Source organism: Fictibacillus sp. 23RED33, from assembly GCF_015903925.1.
Classification (GTDB): domain Bacteria; phylum Bacillota; class Bacilli; order Bacillales; family Fictibacillaceae; genus Fictibacillus; species Fictibacillus phosphorivorans.
The window spans coordinates 447460-464329 of the sequence record NZ_JACZDX010000001.1 but is presented as its reverse complement, the minus strand read 5'-3'; the positions used below and the strand labels follow the sequence as shown (position 1 = coordinate 464329).

Sequence of the window (16870 nt, the reverse complement as noted above, 5' to 3'; positions counted from 1 at the left end):
CTTTTGTTAGAATATTAAGAACTTATTGGACGTTTTGGTCTTTTTGGTCTTGAACTATTTTTTAAGAAGATAACGATTCACTGGCCTTCCAACAGTACCGTACTGAATGTCCATTTGAATCGTGCCGCTCTTCACTAAATAATCGAGATATCTTCGTGCTGTCACTCGTGCGATTCCTATTCCTTCAGCTACCTCTTCTGCGGACTTGGCCTCTGTTTGTACTTTTATAAAGCTGCCGATCTGTTTTAGCGTAAGCTCGTTTAATCCTTTAGGAAGTTCCATCGTAGCAGGAACTTCGCGTATTTCAGAAAAGAAGAGGTTATCCAGATCTTTTTGTGTAGCGGTTCCTGATGGAGACATTGTAGAGTGATACGTTCTATATTTACTTAATGCTTTTTCAATGCGCTCAAAATTAAACGGTTTGATAATATAATCGAACGCACCGTTCTGCATCATAGAACGAATCGTCTCTAAGTCATTTGCAGCAGTGATAATCATTACATCTACCTGAATTTTTTCCGCTCGGATCTGTAGAAGTGTCTCGACACCATCCTGCTCTGGCATGTAGATATCAAGCACGACGAGATCTGGCTTATGTTTTTTTATCAGCTTCAGCCCTTCTGTTCCATTTGATGCCGTCTCAATTACCTTAAATGTCTTCACTTTTTCTATAAACGCTTTGTTGATTTCTAAGACCATCGGATCATCTTCAATCAATAGAACCTTTATCTCCCTCATCTTCTTCACCTCTACCATTCATCGGAAATACGATAACAAAACTTGTTCCCTGATTTGCGTGTGATGTTACTTCTATCTCTCCATTACCTTTTTCTACAATCTGACGAATCAGGTACAACCCAATTCCAGACCCGTTGTTTCCTTTTGTCGTATATCCTCTTTCAAACATGTGTTGCTGAACTTCCTGACTCATTCCACAACCGTTGTCTTCAACCAAAATGGCACATATTTCAGAATCCTGCGCGATGGAAACATCAATCCTGCCATCCCGCATTCCTTTTAGAGCATCATACGCGTTCTCTATCAAATTACCAATAATCGTAACAAAATCATGCTGATCAAGCTGATCGGGAAACGTTTTTAGTAAGCTTTCATTATCAATGACCACTTTTATTCCGAGCTCTTTACCACGTCCGACTTTGCTTAACAATAGACCTGCTAGACTCTCATTCTTAATCCTTTGATTTAAAAAACGAGTGAGTGATCCTTTTTCTTCTGATATTTGAAAAACATACTGCATCGCTTTTTTCATATTTCCTAACTGCAGAAGCCCTGCAATCGTATGAAGCTTGTTCATGTGTTCATGGTTCTGAACACGCAGCGCCTCCACAAATGCCTTTACACCTGTCAGTTCTTCCGCCATTTTCGCAACCTCTGTTCTATCTTGAAAAATAGCAACAGCTCCAACAATTTGGTCCTTCACTTTTATCGGCACACGATTACTCATGATGACCTTACCACTTACACGAATCTCTTGATTATAAACAGGACGACTTAGTTCTATAATTTCTGGCAGACGAGTATCTGGAATCACTTCACGAATCTGCCTTCCTACGACGTCTCCACTCACGGAGAATATACTTTTAGCTTTATCATTAAAGATCGTGATGTGTTCCTGATTATCAATGGCAATCACACCTTCATGCATGGAGTGGAACGTTGCTGTTCTTTCTTCAAACATTCGAACGATCTCGTGCGGTTCCAAATAGAACATCTGCTGTTTAAGATGACGAGCTAACAGATAGGATCCGATCACACCAAACAAGAGAACTAAGAGTAGGATGAGGGTCATCTCATCCGTCAGATCGTGAAACACTTCATAATATCCTGGAATCACATGACCGACCACCACAACGCCGATCTGCTCCAACTCATCATTTTTTATAGGAACAAACGCCCTTACGGCTGTACCCATCTCTCCCTTAGCTTTTGAAATAAACGTATGGTCAGCAAACGCTGCACCTTCATCACTTCCTTTAGACACCGTACCAATCATATCTTTAACAGGATGGGAATACCGAATATGATCCATGTCCATGACCACGACATAATCTGCTTCATTAATGACACGAATCTTTTCAACGACTGGTTCTATCTCGTTCCAGCCCTTATTTACTTGAATGTATTTCTTCACTTCAGGAAGCTGCGCTACCGTGCGTGAAGTAATCATTGCCCGCTTACCGAGCTCTTCTTCTTGGATATCGAGGATCTTACCAATTATGACGACTCCGCCGATAAGGATAGCATAGAGCACGATTCCCAACGTAAGTATCATTATTTTTGTTCGAATGGGTAATCGTTTTATCGTCATTTACTAGCATCCTCCTTTTCATTGTTCCTATTGTATCATTCCAACTTCAATATGTTAGACTATTTAAAAAAGTAACGGATTTGGGGTAATTCATGATGAAATCGTTCATTGGGATCGCGCTGATACTAATCGTAGGTTTAGCAGTATCGATCTGGATTGGTTTTCATGCAAAAATGTCAGAAGGAACACTTCCCTTTGACGATGATCAAAAAGGAATAAAGGACCAGGTCGTCATCAAGTTCAGTCACGTGGTTGCAGAGAACACACCGAAAGGCCTCGCTGCACAGCGTTTTGCAAAACGGGTAAACGAGAAATCAGGTGGTCAGATAAAAATAGAAGTAATTCCAAACGGTGGACTCTATTCCGACCAAGAAGAACTCGAAGCTCTGCAGCGTGGTGATGTACAGATGATCGCACCAGCTACTACAAAACTAAGCTCTTTTTCACCAAAATGGCAAGTTCTTGATCTCCCCTATGCCATGCCTACTTCCGAAAGTATTATAAAGGCGTTAAACGGAAACATTGGGAACACGCTGCTTCAGTCACTAGAAGAGAAAAATATGAAAGGCCTAACGTTATGGATCAATGGTTTTAAACAGATTACAACAAACGACGGGCCAGTCGTTCACCCCGATGATCTAAAAGGGCAAAACTTGCGAATCATGCCTAGTACAGTGCTCCAGAATCAATTTGATGAAGTCGGAGCTAAAGCCGTTGGATTGGATTTTAACGATACGTACAGATTATTGGAATCTGGAGAATTGAACGGTGAGGAGAACACGATCTCTAATATTTATTCTAAAAAGTTCTTTGATGTACAAAGCCACCTTACGATAAGCAATCATGGATTTTTAGGTTATGCCGTAATCATGAATGGTGAGTATTGGAAAAACCTTAGTAGCAAGCAACAGAACATTATATCTGAAGCTTTGAACGAATCCACTTCCTGGAACCAGACTCAATCCTTCGCGATGAACGAAGAACAGCTTGCATTGATTGAGAAAAACTCTTCAATTGATATTCATTATCTGACAAAAGAAGAAAAAAGAGAGTGGGCGAATCGTTGGGAGACTGTGTACCGAGATTTCAAAAGTGAGATTGGAGAAGATTTACTTTCCAAGATGTTAAAGTTAAGAGACTCATATAAAGACTTTTAACCTGTAAAAAACCTAGGTGCTGATCACTTATTATCAGCACCCCTTTTTGTTCCAATTCTCCACACAGTTTTCGCAAATACATGTTTCACGATTTGAAGCAGCAAATTCAAGAAGTTGATCTGGAATCTGAACGTTCATACACCAACACGTTTCTGGGTTCTTTCCGTTTGAAATTGCACAGACATTATCTCCCTTACATAACGGGCACTCAGACATGAGCTTTCACCTTTATCTGCATCTCTTTTCCCCATTCTGCCAAAGATTTTAATGATGGTATTAAAGCTTCTCCTGCCTCTGTTAATGAATATTCCACTCTAGGAGGTATTTCCATGAATTGCGTTCGCACGATCAGACCTTGTTTTTCCATCTCTTTTAAAGACTGAGATAAAACCATGTTTGTGATTCCATCTACCTGACGCTTCAGTTCGTTATAACGAATTCTTTTATTTTTCCACAATGCCCATATGATCGGGAGTCTCCATTTACTACCGATTAGTGTTAGAGCAAAGGTTAACGGGCAATCTTCTTTTCTTTTATATCCTTCCTCACTCATTTTCCGGCTCCTTTACTCAGTTTTTACTGACTTAGTAAGAAATTACTGCATACTTGTTTTCCTTTTTCTATGTAATAAAATTATAGCGTAATGAACAACGTAGGGAGTGATTAATATGGAATTAAAATACGAGATTATTCCTGAACATGAGATCGAGGTTTGCCGAGAACTCTGTAACGAGCTCATGAAGTATCAAAAATCAAAAGCCGACATAAGTCCTGAATTATTTGACTCCATGAACTTTGAAACGCGCTTGATTCCATCCATGCGTAAAGCAATGCATAACTATATCGTCGTAGTCAAAGATAAAAATGAACCTGTTGGATATGTATATGTTAACATTTCTCCGAAAGAGGTGTATCGCAACGATTTTGCCACCTTTTTTGATATGAATTCCGTTCAGAAAGAAGCCGTCGGTTGCCTTTCCCAGTTTTATATTAAGGATGAGTACAGACAATATGGAGTGGGTTCTAAATTATTTAACATGTCTATGAACTGGCTTTCTCTTTTTGATGAAGTGGATGATTACTTTATTTACGTTTCCAATGGGAACGATGACGCATTATCCTTTTATCAACGTAAAGGATTTACAGTCAGTCATGAGATATTAGGCGGTTTCATCTCGGTTCTACGCAGTAAGAAAGTAAGAAGTAATTAACTTCTTTTCATTTATTAGGTCCATATAACTGTTTTTCAACGCCTCTTTAGTTCCTCCCTTTGTAGCTAGTTTTCTCGTTTTACAAATCTGTAAAATGAAATTAATAAAAGTATTGTAGAATAAAACCTGTTTCACCAACATTTTGAAATATGTGAAACAACTAGAAATACAAAGTGCAAGGTGTAAAAATTAAATGGGTGGAGGCGTTGATGATGAAAAGGCATGAAAACAAAAAGTTTCTTTCGCTTTTCTCAGTATTAATTGCGTTAGTGGTCAGCACGTTAGCATTTATTCCAGCTCTTCAAGCGGCTGGAGATGGATCGTGGTCAAGTCCTTATTCAGTTTCTCAAAGTATCTCGAATCAGAACAATTCTGCAAAGACTGTTCAAGGTTATGTAGTAGGACAACCTACTGCAACAACAACCGTAGTAACAAGCAATTATCCAAATGATTATGCACTTGCTTTAGCAGACAATCCCACTGAAACAAACACAGCTAATATGGTTTATGTTCAGATTCCAACATCTTACCGATCACAGTTTGGTCTAAAAACAAACCCTACTTTAAAAGGTCAATCCATTAAAGTAACAGGCAGTCTAGCGGCTTACTTCTCGCATGCTGGCCTAAAAGATCCAACAGCTATGGAGAAAGCATCTGGTACAACACCTACAGATCCGCCTACAGATCCTACTGACCCACCAACTTTTGATGAATCGTATTATGATCCTGCTCAAGGAAAAACTGGCGCAGCATTAAAGACGGCTCTTCACAATATTATCGACGATCATACTGAACTCTCTTATGATGCCGTATGGAACGCACTTAAAGTAACCGATCAAGATCCAAACAACAGCAACAATGTCATCCTTCTATACACCGGCCGTTCGCAGAGCAAAACCACTAACGGTGGGAACGTAAACGATTGGAACCGTGAGCACGTTTGGGCAAAATCACATGGAGACTTTGGAACAGCGATGGGTCCAGGTACGGATATCCATCACTTGCGTCCAACTGATGTAAGTGTAAACAGCTCTCGCGGAAACCTTGATTTTGATAATGGCGGCTCGCAGCATTCTGAGGCACTTGGCAACTATTACGACAGCGACTCATGGGAACCACGTGATGCAGTAAAAGGCGACGTTGCCCGCATGTTGTTTTACATGGCTGTTCGTTATGAAGGGGACAGCGGTGAACCACAACTAGAATTGAACAACAACGTTAATAATGGTACGGCTCCTTATCACGGTAAGATGTCTGTGTTGCTGCAATGGCACTTAGAGGATCCGGTTGATAACTGGGAGCGAAACCGAAACAACATCATCTACGAAGATTATCAGCATAATCGTAACCCGTTCATCGATCACCCAGAATGGGCTGAGGAAATTTGGTAGGAATATGTGTTAGAAGGGCTCACTTCGGTGGGCTTTTTTTGTGTTTAGGGAGATCGAGGGTATCCAACTAGTTATTTTTATCGAAAGATGTCGACTCGCTGATATATGTTCAAAATTCGGTGGATTATTGATGAAACTCGTGGGAATAACACCGATATTTCAAGGATTAATCCGATAAGTTCTAGTTAGTGGCGCAGATACCCAACCCTGTATAGAGATAAGTTGCCAAGTTTATACGATATCTACATAAAGATTAAAATTCCGCTCCAAAAACACACAACAGCAAAAAAAAAAGAGAATGACACACCAAATTGTGTCACTCTCTCTACATAAATACCTCATAATACATCAAACAAATGCCACAAGCCGCCCAAGAAACCATCGCAAACACGGTTACGATCATATTTTCTGACCATCCATATTTTATACCGTAGTGATAATGTATGGGTGTGAACCGGAACAACTTCTTTTTTGTTCGTTTAAAATAAGCAACTTGTATGATGACAGAAAGCTGTTCTGCGAGATAGATAATAAACAGGATTGGAATTAAGATCTCTACGTTTTCGATGATGGCAAGAAACGATAAGGTTCCTCCAATGGCGAGTGATCCCGTATCACCCATGAACGCCTTTGCGGGATACAAATTATAGATTAAGAAACCTAGAATTGTAGCGATCATCACTAAGCAAAAGACTTTCACTTCCGTATACTCAGTGATTACAAAGAAAAAGAAGTATGTAGGTATTGCAACCATGCCTAGAAGTCCATCCATACCATCCGTAAAATTGATCGCATTCGCTGTCCCGACAATAAACAGTGTAATTAAAATTAAATAGATGATATACGGAAAAACAATATTAAAAGATTCTGTTACCCGTATGCTTGTATCAATGTTAAAAAGATCGATGCCGACATATAAGAGAAGAATGGTGAATGCGAACTGAAATTTTAGCTTTGTTTTTCCCGATACCCCGCCAGGATCTTGTTTTGAAGCTTTCCAAAAATCATCTAGAAAACCAATAAAACTAAACAGTATAAAGGTTGCCACTAAAAAGAGCATGATTGGACTTGTCGTGGAAAAAAGCGCGACGAAAATCCCTACAAAAAACACACTTCCTAACATTAAGGGTGTTCCCTTCTTTTCCTGATGATCTTGTGGAAGTTCTACTCGAATGGGCTGTGTGAGTTTAAGTTTTTTTAACGTCATAATTAACAGAGGCGCAAATATTACGGTTAACAAAAACGTGATAAAAGCAGGTGTTAGTTGTAACAGCACGATTTTGGTCTCCTCTCTTCTTTCTCCACTGTAACTATTCGAGAAAAGATGAAAAGTTCCTTTAAATTGTAGGGGGTCTGACCCGGGTCTGACCCCCTACAATTTCTATACAATTTAACTAGTACAAAATGCTGTGGGACTTCCGAGTGATAGACACCTTTTCTCCAGATTGCTACTGTAAGTAAGTGTAAGAATATTCAGAATAAGGAGAATGACTTATGAGAGGAAAACGTGTTTTAGTTTGTACCATGCTTAGTACAGCCATGTTGTTATCCAGTTTTACTCCTGCCATTTTTGCAGAGGGCTCCTCCTCCCAACATTATAATCGAACGCACCACGGTGACTGGAACCAGCCCTCTAAATCATCACCTGTTCTACATCCGGGAACACCAGAAAGAGCTTCACTAAAACGAGAACCACTAGAGCAAATCGGTCCGTTTATTGAAAGTGAGATTGAGAAACGAACCATGCCAGGCGCTGTCGTTCTCATCGCCAGAAGTGGAAGTATCGCAAAGCATGATGCATATGGCTATTCCGCTCGCTACATAGACGATCAGTTCACAGAAATGGATCATCCTGTTGAGATGAGAAAAGACACTATTTTCGATATTGCCTCGATCTCCAAACTCTTCACCACAACGGCTGCAATGAAGCTATATGAACAAGGAAAATTCAATCTAGATGACCCTGTCGGAAAATACATTCCAGAGTTCAATGAAAACGCAAAAGAGAGCGTAACCATCCGGCAGATCATGACGCATACTTCAGGGTTTACTGCATGGATTCCTCTATACAGTATGGGAGCAAATCGCGAGGAACGACTGCAGATCGCCTTAAAATACGGCTTAAAGAATGAGCCTGGAACAACGTATACATACAGTGACCTAAATTTAATCACTCTAGGTGTTTTAGTTGAAAGACTGTCAGGTCAACGTCTCGACGACTATGTAAAAAAGAACATCACCGAGCCGCTCGGAATGAAAGATACGATGTACAACCCTTCGGCAGATCTTCGTGACCGAATCGCTGCTACTGAATATCAGCCAGCAATCGGCCGCGGCATGGTCTGGGGAAGTGTGCATGACGAGAACGCGTGGAGTTTAGATGGCGTTGCAGGACATGCCGGCGTCTTTTCCACCGCTAAAGACCTCGCTATTTTCGGCCATATGGTTTTACAGAATGGAAAGTATGGTAAAACACAGATTCTTAAGCCAGAAACGGTTAGCTTATTAACAGAAAACCAGCTGCCACAGTTTCCAACAAACTCACACGGACTAGGCTGGGAATTAAATCAAGGGTGGTACATGGATGCTCTCAGCAATGAAGAAACATTAGGTCACACGGGATATACCGGAACCTCAATGGTTGTCTCACCAAAGAATAAAACGATTGTACTGACTTTAACGAATCGCGTCCACCCATCTCGAGCGACGGTCTCTATGAATCCGATACGACGCAAAGTCGCACAACTAACAGCTGATGCGATCTCAGTGCCGCTTCATCACAGAGATAAAGCTTGGTTTGCCGGATATGGCGATAACCTGAAAAAAGAACTAACATTTGAAGTCGATAAAAATCAGGATACTCTTCATTTTAACCATTGGTTCAGTATTGAAGATGGAAGTGACAAAGGTTCCGTTCAAGTTTCAAGTGACAAAGAAACGTGGACAACACTTCCGAACACATATACTGGAAAAGAAGAAACTTGGGATCGCGAAAAAGTAAAGCTCCCTGAAGGAACAAAGTTTGTACGCTTTCTCTATGAAACCGATGCTTCTGTAAACGGTAGAGGATGGTATGTAGATGATGTATATGGAAGTGATCGTCGAGGAAAGAAGAAGCGATTAACAATCGTTCAAAACGATTGGATAGAGCGCGGTTGGTAAAACAAGAAAGCAGTTTCGCTTTAATCGGCGGAACTGCTTTACCCTGTATTATTATTTGCTCTTGTAACCAATAATCGTAAAGAAGCTCACTAGTAAACTTTTAGTAAATCTCTCAATTCATTTGGAAAAAGGAGCTTACGGTTATTTAAGATATCATCTAAGTCTATCCATTTCGCAAAAGTCTTTTGCTGCCCTTCTGTTACAACAAATGATTTTTGCATGTATAAATCTGAATCTACGAATTCCACTAAGTATATCTGTGAGATTTCATGTCCCATCTTTTTATCGACAACAAAAATATTTTCTACACATGCCAGGTAACGCTTCACCTTAATGGTTGCGCCTATCTCTTCGTAAAATTCGCGAACAATCGCTTGCTCTGACTTTTCTCCAAATTCTATCGTTCCACCAATAGGTCGATAATACGTCCCCTTTCCTTCCGAATGGTTCCCTTCCCGTTCTTCTAACAAAAGCCGGCCATTGTTTAAAAGAATCCCTAGTGTATTAACTCTTAGATTCATACAACAATCCGCTCAGGACGTGTATACACATTCATAGAATCCCCTCTTACAAAACCAACTGTAGTAATTCCTAATTCTTCCGCTGATTGCAGAGCAAATTCTGTGGGAGCTGATTTAGAGAGGACGATTTCACAGCCAATCTTCGCTACTTTTAATAAAATCTCAGAAGAAATCCGACCACTAAACACGAGAATCTTATTCCCTATGAAAATATCATTCTTCAAGCAATATCCATAAATTTTATCGAGGGCATTGTGACGACCTATGTCCATCCGGCTCAGCACGATTCCGTTCACATCACAAAGTGCCGCGTTATGCACACCGCCTGTTTCTTGAAAAATGCCTGCTCCTTTCTGCATCTCTCGCATCAAACGGAAGCAGTCCTTAGGCGTAACTCGCACCCTGACTTCATTCATAGATTTCGCCGTACGAGCATCATTCGCAAAAACAAAGCCTTGCCTGCTCATGCCACAGCATGAAGTTATGTATCTTTTATTCTGCAGATTTTGATAGACCGGATTTAAAGGATCAGTCGTCACATGTACAAAACTTCCGTCTTCCTGCATCCATAGGTCTTTAATATCTTTATAGTTGCGGATGATTCCTTCAGAGGCGAGATAGCCTACGACCATATCCTCAATGTACTCAGGGCTGCATACCATCGTTACAAATTCTTCCCCATTGATCTTAATCGTTACAGGAAGTTCGGTCACAATTGTGTCTTCTACGTTCGCTGCAAGTCCTTTCTTAATCTGCAGAATGCTGCGCTTAGTCACAATCGGTTTCATAAGACAATCACCCTTTCGCTATGCAATCGGTTTATCAAAAACAAAGACAGACACAGCCATGTCTTCATCCACTTTAAAATCTGAGAACAGATGAACGAATTTTGCACCCGTCACATCTTCTAATCCATCTGGTGGAGCTGTTGCATAAACGTCCTGAATCAGGCGAGTCCTTGCAGCATGCACCATCTCCTTGCCTTCTGCCGTTCGGGCGATAAATTTTTCAGTTGGTGTTAAATTTCCGTACATGGTTGAGATCGCCATGTTTTCCACAAAGACCGTATGTATTTTTTCAGGTCCTTTTCCTAATAAGTTCTTACGAAGTTTACGAATAATATCGTTGAAGTCATGCACTTTCTTCGTCATTCGAACATCACCACTATTTCTCCATTTTTTACTAATCATACATGAAGTACTTACTTTTCGCACGTGATTAAAATGAAAAGCTAGAATACAAGTCTTGTTGTTTCTTGATGATGTAAACGCTATAATAAAAGAGAAAAGTTGGTAGAGAAGATCGTTCACACTGTTTTTTCTTCCATCTTGTTAAATTACATAATGATCTATCTTTTAATTAAAATAAAAGAGATCCAATGCTGGATTGGCCTAATGGTATGACCTGCTATTACACTATTCCACCATGAACTCACATTTTCTGTACGTCTATAGAATCTGTGCTTTCGTGGTGGATTTTTTTGTACAATCATACGTTTACGATATTAGAAGTATCAAACGAAAGGAAGATTCTTAATGGATAAGATGATTCAAATTAAAATCGACGGCAACACGTACGAAGCTCCTTCTGGCACATCCATTCTCGATATTATCAATAAAAACGAACTATCTCACCCCCAGATTTGTTATACCCCACAAGTGGATCCGATCGAAACGTGTGATACATGTATCGTGGAGGTAGATGGCAAGCTGATGCGTTCATGCTCAACGATGGCACTCGACGGTATGGCGATCGAGTGCTCTTCTACGAGAGCAAAGGATGCACAGAACGAGGCGATGGACCGCTTGCTCGAGAACCATCTTCTCTATTGCACGGTTTGTGATAACAACAACGGCAACTGTAAGCTGCATAACACAGCTGAGTTGATGGAAATCGAACACCAAGCGGTTCCCTACTCGCCAAAAGAAGAACCAGTGGATATTGACATGTCTCACCCGTTCTACCGATATGATGCCAACCAATGTATCACCTGCGGTCAGTGTGTTGAAGTGTGTCAAAACCTGCAGGTGAACGAAACACTCTCCATAGACTGGGAACGCGAACGCCCGCGCGTAATATGGGATGCTGGATCAAGTATCGACGATTCCTCTTGTGTCAGTTGCGGACAATGTGTTACCGTCTGCCCGTGTAACGCTCTTATGGAAAAATCAATGCTTGGCGAAGCGGGTTTCATGACAGGATTGAAAGAAGATCTACTTGAGCCGATGGTCGAACTTGTTAAAGAAGTTGAGCCTGGATATAGTGGTATTTTTGCGATATCTGAAGTGGAAGCTGCTATGCGTGAAACACGTACGAAAAAGACAAAAACGGTTTGTACGTTCTGTGGAGTTGGCTGTTCGTTCGAAGTTTGGACGAAAGGCAGAAAGATTTTAAAGGTAGAACCAAGTGAAGGTCCTGTGAACGCAATTTCAACTTGTGTCAAAGGAAAGTTCGGCTGGGATTTCGTAAATAGCGAAGAACGCCTCACTACCCCGCTTATTCGAAAAGACGGCGTGTTTGTGGAATCGACCTGGGATGAAGCGTTAAACGTAATCGCTGAAAAAATGACCTCAATAAAAGAAAAGCACGGCAGCAACGCACTTGGCTTTGTTTCTTCTTCTAAAATTACAAACGAAGAAAACTATTTAATGCAAAAGTTTGCCCGCCAAATTATTGGAACAAATAACGTGGATAACTGCTCGCGTTATTGCCAGTCTCCTGCAACCGACGGATTGTTCCGAACGGTTGGTATGGGTGGTGACGCAGGAACGATTCAGGATATTGCGCAAGCTGGTCTTGTCATCGTCGTTGGTGCCAATCCGACAGAAGGACATCCCGTTCTTGCCACTCGCGTGAAACGTGCGCATAAACTGCACGGACAAAAATTAATCGTAGCGGACCTTCGTAAACATGAACTCGCTGAACGCTCAGATATTTTCATGAGTCCTAAGCAAGGTACAGACCAAGTTTGGCTCATGGCGGTGACGAAGTACATGATTGATCAAGGCTGGCACGATCAGAAATTTATTGAAGAGAATGTTCTTTACTTAGAAGACTTTAAAGAAGTTTTGGAAAAATATACGTTAGAATATGCCGAGGAACATACTGGGCTTTCACAAGAAACAATCAAAGACGTGGCGAAAATGATTCGCGACGCTGACGGCACATGCGTCCTTTGGGGAATGGGTGTAACGCAAAACACGGGTGGAAGTGACACTTCTGCTGCCATCTCGAACTTATTGTTAGCAACCGGCAACTATCGTCGTCCAGGTGCTGGTGCTTACCCGCTTCGTGGCCACAACAACGTTCAAGGGGCTTGCGATATGGGTACGTTACCTGCTTGGCTTCCGGGGTATCAGCATATTTCAGATGATCTTGCTCGAGCAAAATTTGAAAAAGCATACGGCGTAACGATTGATAGCAAACCTGGTAAAGACAACATCCAGATGGTCGAGGGAATCGGAACAGGCGAGATTAAGTCGATGTATTTAGTCGGTGAAGACATGGCGCTCGTTGATTCAAACTCCAACCATGTTCATGAGATGCTCAGTCAGCTTGAATTCTTTGTGGTCCAAGACATTTTCTTAACGAAAACTGCACAATACGCGGATGTCGTTCTGCCTGCAGCTCCTTCTTTAGAAAAAGAAGGAACATTTACAAATACGGAACGTCGTGTGCAGCGTTTGTATCAAGCGCTGCCAACAACTGGCGGATCGCGACCTGACTGGGAGATCATCCAAGCGATCGCCATTCGAATGGGTGCAGATTGGAACTACAGTCATCCGAGTGAAATTTTTGAAGAGATGGCGGGACTTGCTCCCCTGTTTGGAGAAGCAAACTATGATGTATTAGAAGGCTGGGGCAGCTTCCTTTGGGGAGACTTTAGTGGTAAAAGCACACCGCTTCTTTACACAGAAGGCTTTAACTTCCCTGATAAAAAAGCACGATTTGCACTATCAGACTGGATGCACCCGGCAGAGTTTCCAGAAGAATTCGACCTTCATATCAACAACGGACGCATGCTTGAACATTTTCATGAAGGCAATCTGACAAACAAATCAAAAGGCATTCAGCATAAAGTTCCTGATGTTTTTGTTGAAGTATCACCTAGTCTTGCAGAAGAACGCGGTGTGATCGATGGATCCGTCGTTCGGTTGATCTCGCCGTTTGGTGCCGTAAAGTTGAATGCACTCGTTACGGACCGTGTGAAAAACAACGAACTGTATCTTCCAATGAACTCTGTGAATAACGAGACTGCTATCAACTTTTTAACCGGTCCAGCTGTTGATCATCGTACACATACACCGGCTTACAAGCAGACGAAAGTACGTATGGAGATAATTAGCCGTGAAGGTGAAGTGAAACTTCCTGGCAACAATCCAAGAAACAAAAAACGCTATCCGCAAAAAGGTGTTGAAGTACAGCGTAAATGGAACCGTCCAGGCTATGTTCACCTGACGGACGAAGTATAAGGGGGCGGATACGATATGGCACAACCAACGACCGTTGTAAAAAAGAGTGTAAAAACCGAAGAGCAGATTCAGCAAGAGAAGCTAACTGAACTGCAAAAAGCATTAGCTGAAAAAGATGCTGCACTTACTAAGGCACTTGATTTTATTGGGGAGCTAGACAAGATCGGCGCATTGGAAGCGGCAAACTCCATGCTACTCGCAAAAGATAAAATTGCAAACATCGCCCTCGGTCAAGCAACGCGGGAACCCGTTACGAACATGATTAACAACTTGATGGGTGCTGCAGGCATCTTGACGAAAATGGATCCTGAAGTTACCGCTAAGTTGCTTGATAGTGTTGTTTCTGGCTTGAAGCAGGGGGAAGATTTTGTGGAGAGCGATAAGAAGGTTGGGGCGTTCGATCTTGTGAAGTCTCTGAAGGACCCTGATATTAATCGAGCGATCGGCTTTGGCCTTCATTTTTTGAAGGGTATGGGTCAGGAATTGAAGAAATAATGATAAGGTGAGGTGACGCTCCGGGTGGGACGTCACCTTTTTTGTATTAATCCACTAAAATAACTTGCCGTTGAGTTTGGACAGATTATTGTGTAGTTTGGACAGATTATAATGGAGATTGGACAGATTACTCAACGAATTGGACAGATTATTGCTTAGAATGGATAGATAGTCCTCAAGATCGGACAGATTATCAAGTCAGACCCTATATTGGATAGTCCAATAAAGCAATTAACCGCTCTCTACCAACAGAATGTATGAGTAATGGTATGCGCGGACCACTATTGCTGCTCAAAACAAGCTGATAAATGATCCCGAATAACCTTTTTTGGTTACTTCTCTTCTTTTTAGGATCATCTTTCACATGACAAACATCGTAAATTCTTTTCATCAACTCGTCATCTTGTAAATCTCTACCACCCTGCAAAACATTTACAAATCCTGTAATCCACTGTTTCTCATGATCAGTAAGTGTCTCAAAAAATTCTTGATTTATCTTGTTGTTAACTTTAAGCACTTTCTCTGAACACCAATTTTTCAACCAATATTCAGCTCTTTCACATACACCTGCTACCTCTTTCAACGTATACTCCTCCCCTGTTCTCTCCAACACTTCTCGAACGAGTGAGACCTCAAAATTAACAAGTGGCAATATACTCGCCACATGGCTGAATTTAGGTACATGTCTTATCCCTGAATGTACTATAGAAAGTTCCAAAGCTACTGAAATCTCTTCTTTCAATATACCTTGCTTTGCTTGGACAAATCTTTCATACTCTGTGGAGTTCCTGATCACGTCATCATCTAACCCAATATGAAAAGGAGCATTCGGCTGATATTTTGCAAACATGAAAAGGATAACCTCTGGTGTATAGATGTTTAACAACTCTCCAGGTGTAATATTGTTACCTGATGAACTCGACATCTTCTCATCAGACCCTTTAATACTAATGAAATCATACGGTTCATATTCTGGTGCTTGAAAGTTAAAGATGTGCGACGCAATTTCCTTTGAAACTCTATAACTCCCCGTCGCAGAAGAATGGTCTCTTCCACCTGGTTCAAACACCACGTCCTCAACCTTCCATCTCATCGGCCAATCCACTTTCCAATTCAATTTAATGTTTGTCGCTTGTGCTACCTCGATAGAGTTTGAGTGACCACATGAACAAGTGTAGCTTAATCTTTCATTTTGAAATTCGTGAATGTGTACTGTATCTTTCCTGCAAATTTCACAATACACATTAATTGGATAAAATCTCTCTCGCTCTTCCATATTGTGTTCACTAGATTTAAAGTTCATTAAGATATCATAAATCTGCTTGCGATTGTGAAGAGCATGAACGATCAGAGTATTATACCTTCCTGACTGATACTCCTTGCTCTGATAAATAAAATCAGGAACGATCCCGAACTCTCTCAATGACTGTTCAAACTCTTTTTCAAAGTGCTCAGCGTAAGAACTGTGGCACCCAAACGGACATGGGATCTCTGAGTATGGCATTCCAATATATTGTTCAAAAGTCGGATCAATATTTTTCGGGACTTTACGAAAACGATCAAAATCATCCCATGAAAAGATAAAACGTGTATTCTTACCTAGGTGTTGCAATGCTCTTACAACAAAGTATGTGGTAATCACTTCTCGAAAATTTCCGATATGAACCGAGCCCGATGGACTGATGCCTGATGCACAAACAAACGTCTCTCGATCTGGGTACTTTCTTATTAGTTCTTCTGCTATACGAAATGCCCAATGCATATTAAATCACTCCTCATTTTTTATGAAAGAAATACAAAAAAGCCCTCACCCCCAAGATTATTCATCTTGAGGACGAGAGCTTATTAGCGTTCGCGGTACCACCTCAGTTTGTTCATATGTCACCATATCAACCTCTTCAGGTACGGCAATGAAAATAATCACTTGCGTATACCCTATCTCTATAACGGGAGATCCCGTTGTAGTATCAGCAAAGATATCTTTGCATCCGTACAAAGCTCAGAGTCTTTTTTCGTTAAGGTATTATTGCTCTTTCACACCAACCAAGAGCTCTCTGAAAATAATGTTACTTAACTACTTTTCTCTTCATAGCCATAAATTGTTAAATTTTTTATTAGTATAATCAGTTTTA

Annotated in this window: 15 protein-coding genes and 1 other annotated feature; of the genes, 6 read left to right on the top strand and 9 right to left on the bottom strand. The window is 41.0% G+C overall.

Features of this window, described 5'->3' with window-relative positions:
- Nucleotides 1–54: 54 nt before the first annotated feature.
- Nucleotides 55–738, bottom strand: coding sequence for a response regulator (locus tag IHV09_RS02410; protein ID WP_197127157.1), 684 nt, complete (start codon nucleotides 736–738; stop codon nucleotides 55–57).
- Nucleotides 710–2329 carry an ATP-binding protein gene (locus tag IHV09_RS02405; RefSeq protein ID WP_197263529.1) on the bottom strand — a complete coding sequence of 540 codons (1620 nt, stop codon included), beginning with the start codon at nucleotides 2327–2329 and terminating at the stop codon, nucleotides 710–712. Before IHV09_RS02405 ends, IHV09_RS02410 begins: the two co-directional genes overlap by 29 nt.
- 95 nt (nucleotides 2330–2424) lie before the next feature.
- Between IHV09_RS02405 and IHV09_RS02400 the strand changes: the two genes are divergently transcribed.
- Nucleotides 2425–3486, top strand: coding sequence for a DctP family TRAP transporter solute-binding subunit (locus tag IHV09_RS02400; protein WP_197264121.1), 1062 nt, complete (start codon nucleotides 2425–2427; stop codon nucleotides 3484–3486).
- A 33-nt stretch (nucleotides 3487–3519) separates the two neighbouring features.
- Here IHV09_RS02400 and IHV09_RS22755 read toward each other — a convergent pair whose 3' ends face one another.
- The gene (locus IHV09_RS22755; RefSeq protein WP_197263528.1) at nucleotides 3520–3702 is read right to left on the bottom strand and encodes a cysteine-rich CWC family protein; all 183 of its coding nucleotides are present in this window, start codon (nucleotides 3700–3702) and stop codon (nucleotides 3520–3522) included.
- Nucleotides 3695–4039: a winged helix-turn-helix transcriptional regulator gene (locus tag IHV09_RS02390; RefSeq protein WP_197190611.1), complete on the bottom strand. Its 345-nt coding sequence runs from the start codon at nucleotides 4037–4039 to the stop codon at nucleotides 3695–3697. Before IHV09_RS02390 ends, IHV09_RS22755 begins: the two co-directional genes overlap by 8 nt.
- Nucleotides 4040–4154: 115 nt before the next feature.
- Here IHV09_RS02390 and IHV09_RS02385 point away from each other — a divergent pair, with 115 nt between their 5' ends.
- Nucleotides 4155–4697: a GNAT family N-acetyltransferase gene (locus IHV09_RS02385; protein WP_197263527.1), complete on the top strand. Its 543-nt coding sequence runs from the start codon at nucleotides 4155–4157 to the stop codon at nucleotides 4695–4697.
- Nucleotides 4698–4909: 212 nt separating this feature from the next.
- Entirely contained in the window at nucleotides 4910–6088 is a 1179-nt protein-coding gene (locus IHV09_RS02380) for an endonuclease (protein WP_370568949.1), read from the top strand.
- 325 nt (nucleotides 6089–6413) lie between these two features.
- On the opposite strand, the gene mraY is transcribed toward IHV09_RS02380, so the two are convergent.
- Nucleotides 6414–7364 (bottom strand): phospho-N-acetylmuramoyl-pentapeptide-transferase, encoded by a 951-nt coding sequence (gene mraY, locus IHV09_RS02375; RefSeq protein WP_197190613.1) that lies wholly within the window; start codon nucleotides 7362–7364, stop codon nucleotides 6414–6416.
- Nucleotides 7365–7582: 218 nt separating this feature from the next.
- Between mraY and IHV09_RS02370 the strand changes: the two genes are divergently transcribed.
- A complete protein-coding gene (locus tag IHV09_RS02370) occupies nucleotides 7583–9250 on the top strand; it encodes a serine hydrolase domain-containing protein (protein ID WP_231618107.1) in 1668 nt (555 codons plus the stop codon).
- A gap of 89 nt (nucleotides 9251–9339) precedes the next feature.
- Here IHV09_RS02370 and IHV09_RS02365 read toward each other — a convergent pair whose 3' ends face one another.
- Genes IHV09_RS02365 through IHV09_RS02355 form a run of 3 tightly spaced genes read right to left on the bottom strand, consistent with a single transcriptional unit; the run spans nucleotide 9340 to nucleotide 10922 of the window.
- Nucleotides 9340–9771 carry an NUDIX hydrolase gene (locus IHV09_RS02365; protein WP_197190614.1) on the bottom strand — a complete coding sequence of 144 codons (432 nt, stop codon included), beginning with the start codon at nucleotides 9769–9771 and terminating at the stop codon, nucleotides 9340–9342.
- Nucleotides 9768–10559, bottom strand: coding sequence for a formate dehydrogenase accessory sulfurtransferase FdhD (gene fdhD, locus IHV09_RS02360; RefSeq protein WP_197190615.1), 792 nt, complete (start codon nucleotides 10557–10559; stop codon nucleotides 9768–9770). The genes IHV09_RS02365 and fdhD overlap by 4 nt, the downstream gene beginning before the upstream one ends.
- Nucleotides 10560–10577: 18 nt before the next feature.
- Complete coding sequence (locus tag IHV09_RS02355) at nucleotides 10578–10922, bottom strand: DUF2294 domain-containing protein (RefSeq protein ID WP_137790251.1); 345 nt, start codon at nucleotides 10920–10922, stop codon at nucleotides 10578–10580.
- A 393-nt stretch (nucleotides 10923–11315) separates the two neighbouring features.
- On the opposite strand from IHV09_RS02355, the gene fdhF reads away from it, so the two are divergent.
- Together fdhF and IHV09_RS02345 are read left to right on the top strand one after the other, a co-directional pair.
- Complete coding sequence (gene fdhF, locus IHV09_RS02350) at nucleotides 11316–14243, top strand: formate dehydrogenase subunit alpha (protein ID WP_197264120.1); 2928 nt, start codon at nucleotides 11316–11318, stop codon at nucleotides 14241–14243.
- 15 nt (nucleotides 14244–14258) lie between these two features.
- A complete protein-coding gene (locus IHV09_RS02345) occupies nucleotides 14259–14738 on the top strand; it encodes a DUF1641 domain-containing protein (RefSeq protein WP_197263525.1) in 480 nt (159 codons plus the stop codon).
- Between the two features lie 205 nt (nucleotides 14739–14943).
- On the opposite strand, the gene lysS is transcribed toward IHV09_RS02345, so the two are convergent.
- The gene (gene lysS / locus IHV09_RS02340; RefSeq protein WP_197263524.1) at nucleotides 14944–16500 is read right to left on the bottom strand and encodes a lysine--tRNA ligase; all 1557 of its coding nucleotides are present in this window, start codon (nucleotides 16498–16500) and stop codon (nucleotides 14944–14946) included.
- Between the two features lie 65 nt (nucleotides 16501–16565).
- Nucleotides 16566–16837, bottom strand: a binding site (T-box leader).
- Nucleotides 16838–16870 lie beyond the last annotated feature (33 nt).

Bases quoted from the DNA above. Each gene is read 5' to 3' on its own strand.
- IHV09_RS02385 (WP_197263527.1), top strand. From the start codon at position 4,155: ATGGAATTAAAATACGAGATTATTCCTGAACATGAGATCGAGGTTTGC.
- IHV09_RS02380 (WP_370568949.1), top strand. From the start codon at position 4,910: ATGAAAAGGCATGAAAACAAAAAGTTTCTTTCGCTTTTCTCAGTATTA.
- lysS (WP_197263524.1), bottom strand. From the start codon at position 16,500: ATGCATTGGGCATTTCGTATAGCAGAAGAACTAATAAGAAAGTACCCA.
- IHV09_RS02405 (WP_197263529.1), bottom strand. From the start codon at position 2,329: ATGACGATAAAACGATTACCCATTCGAACAAAAATAATGATACTTACG.
- IHV09_RS02365 (WP_197190614.1), bottom strand. From the start codon at position 9,771: ATGAATCTAAGAGTTAATACACTAGGGATTCTTTTAAACAATGGCCGG.
- IHV09_RS02355 (WP_137790251.1), bottom strand. From the start codon at position 10,922: ATGACGAAGAAAGTGCATGACTTCAACGATATTATTCGTAAACTTCGT.
- IHV09_RS02400 (WP_197264121.1), top strand. From the start codon at position 2,425: ATGAAATCGTTCATTGGGATCGCGCTGATACTAATCGTAGGTTTAGCA.
- fdhF (WP_197264120.1), top strand. From the start codon at position 11,316: ATGATTCAAATTAAAATCGACGGCAACACGTACGAAGCTCCTTCTGGC.
- fdhD (WP_197190615.1), bottom strand. From the start codon at position 10,559: ATGAAACCGATTGTGACTAAGCGCAGCATTCTGCAGATTAAGAAAGGA.
- IHV09_RS02390 (WP_197190611.1), bottom strand. From the start codon at position 4,039: ATGAGTGAGGAAGGATATAAAAGAAAAGAAGATTGCCCGTTAACCTTT.
- IHV09_RS22755 (WP_197263528.1), bottom strand. From the start codon at position 3,702: ATGTCTGAGTGCCCGTTATGTAAGGGAGATAATGTCTGTGCAATTTCA.
- IHV09_RS02345 (WP_197263525.1), top strand. From the start codon at position 14,259: ATGGCACAACCAACGACCGTTGTAAAAAAGAGTGTAAAAACCGAAGAG.
- IHV09_RS02370 (WP_231618107.1), top strand. From the start codon at position 7,583: ATGAGAGGAAAACGTGTTTTAGTTTGTACCATGCTTAGTACAGCCATG.
- IHV09_RS02410 (WP_197127157.1), bottom strand. From the start codon at position 738: ATGAGGGAGATAAAGGTTCTATTGATTGAAGATGATCCGATGGTCTTA.